This is a genomic window from Lactobacillus sp. UMNPBX19 (genome assembly GCF_002553805.1).
Taxonomy (GTDB): domain Bacteria; phylum Bacillota; class Bacilli; order Lactobacillales; family Lactobacillaceae; genus Lactobacillus.
Genome location: NZ_PCYR01000066.1, coordinates 1 through 1,505 on the forward strand (window position 1 = coordinate 1; position 1,505 = coordinate 1,505).

At 31.7% G+C, this 1,505-nt stretch carries 1 protein-coding gene; it reads right to left on the reverse strand.

The window, feature by feature from the left end; all coding sequences use genetic code 11:
- Positions 1–110: 110 nt before the first annotated feature.
- Positions 111–1,313, reverse strand: coding sequence for an IS110 family transposase (locus CP370_RS09045; RefSeq protein WP_012845668.1), 1,203 nt, complete (start codon positions 1,311–1,313; stop codon positions 111–113).
- Between the last annotated feature and the right edge of the window lie 192 nt (positions 1,314–1,505).

The following is a 1,505-nucleotide window of genomic DNA, read 5'->3' on the forward strand; positions in this document are numbered from 1 at the left end:
ATTTCTTATAGAATGTCAATCATTATTATAGAGAAAAAAGAGTATACTAAACATAACCCCAAAAGACTAGTCTTTTGGCAGTTTTTCACTTATTGCGTGCTAAGCATTTATTAATGAATTGCCTTAGAATAATTATAAAGTTGATGTGTGTGGACCAAATTTATAATAGTGCGATTCAAATGATTGGCACACGCTATTAAAGCTACCTTGTCATGCTTATTGAAAGGCGGCTTTTTTAATTTGTAATAGTAATCAATTAAATGATTTTGAATTTTGCCTTGATTTCTTAGCATACTTCGAATCATGTCTGTTTCAACAGCTCTGCCTTGACTACTACCTCTACGATTAATTGTATCGCCTTTAATGTATTTACCAGACTGATATCTGTTTAAATCCAAACCTAGGAAAGCATTGAGTTGTTTATAATTATCAAAGCGAGCAATATCACCAGTAAAGCCTAATAATAGAGCGCTATTTAATTGACCGGCTCCGGGAATACTGGAAATAACTTTGAAATCATCCAAGCCAACAGCCGTCTTGATTAACTTGTTTTGAATATAGGCTATTTCTTTATTGTAGCTTTCTATCTCATCGCAATATTCTGAAATAATTTCAATTTCTAAAGAATTTGCTGGAACAGCAGGATAAGAATCTTTAGCTGCTAACCAAACTTGAGCACAATAACTTTGAATTACATCTTTATGTATTCGCCTGCTAACAGATTGGTAAACTCTAGTGGTCATTTCTTTAAGAGTTAATCCTACCAAAAAGTCAGGATGACAATACATTCTAAATACTTGAAGGGCTAAAACTGCATAAGCATTTTTAAAAATCTGATTTAGTTCTGGGAAAGTAAGCTCTAAGCTAGAACGAAGGAAATTAAGTATTCTGGTTCTACATTTAATTAACTGCTTATATCTCAAAGATAAAATCCGTAAAGATTCATACAACGAATTAGATTGTTTATTACAGTGATTCTTTATTTCCGCTAATTGAGTTTTACCCAATAAAGCTAATTTAAATGAATCATTCTTGTCAGTTTTATTTCTTCTCAAAGAAGCCATTCTTAATTTTGCTTCTAGGGGATTTAGCTCATAAAATTTGACCTTTTTATTTTTTAAATAAGTAGTAAGCTGAGCCGAATAAACACCTGTAGTTTCAAATATTATTATTGTACCGGGTTTAATATAAGAATTTAATATTTGGAAACCGCTCTTATTATGCTTAAATTTAAAAGCTATTTCTTCCGCTTCTTTTGTTATCAAAGTTGCATGACTTTCACCTTGACTAACATCAATACCAATAATATTCACCTAATCACCCCATTTTAATCGATTGAGGCAAATATTCATTTTCAGCTCCATTTCTTGATTACACGATCTCTGAGATCCACACCCTTAATCTAGTTTGATTGAAAATAAATATTTATGGGCCCGTTTGACAGTCGAATTCAATATTCCATTCTGTTGTCGACCTCAACCTCAATCTAAGTATAAGAAAAAAGG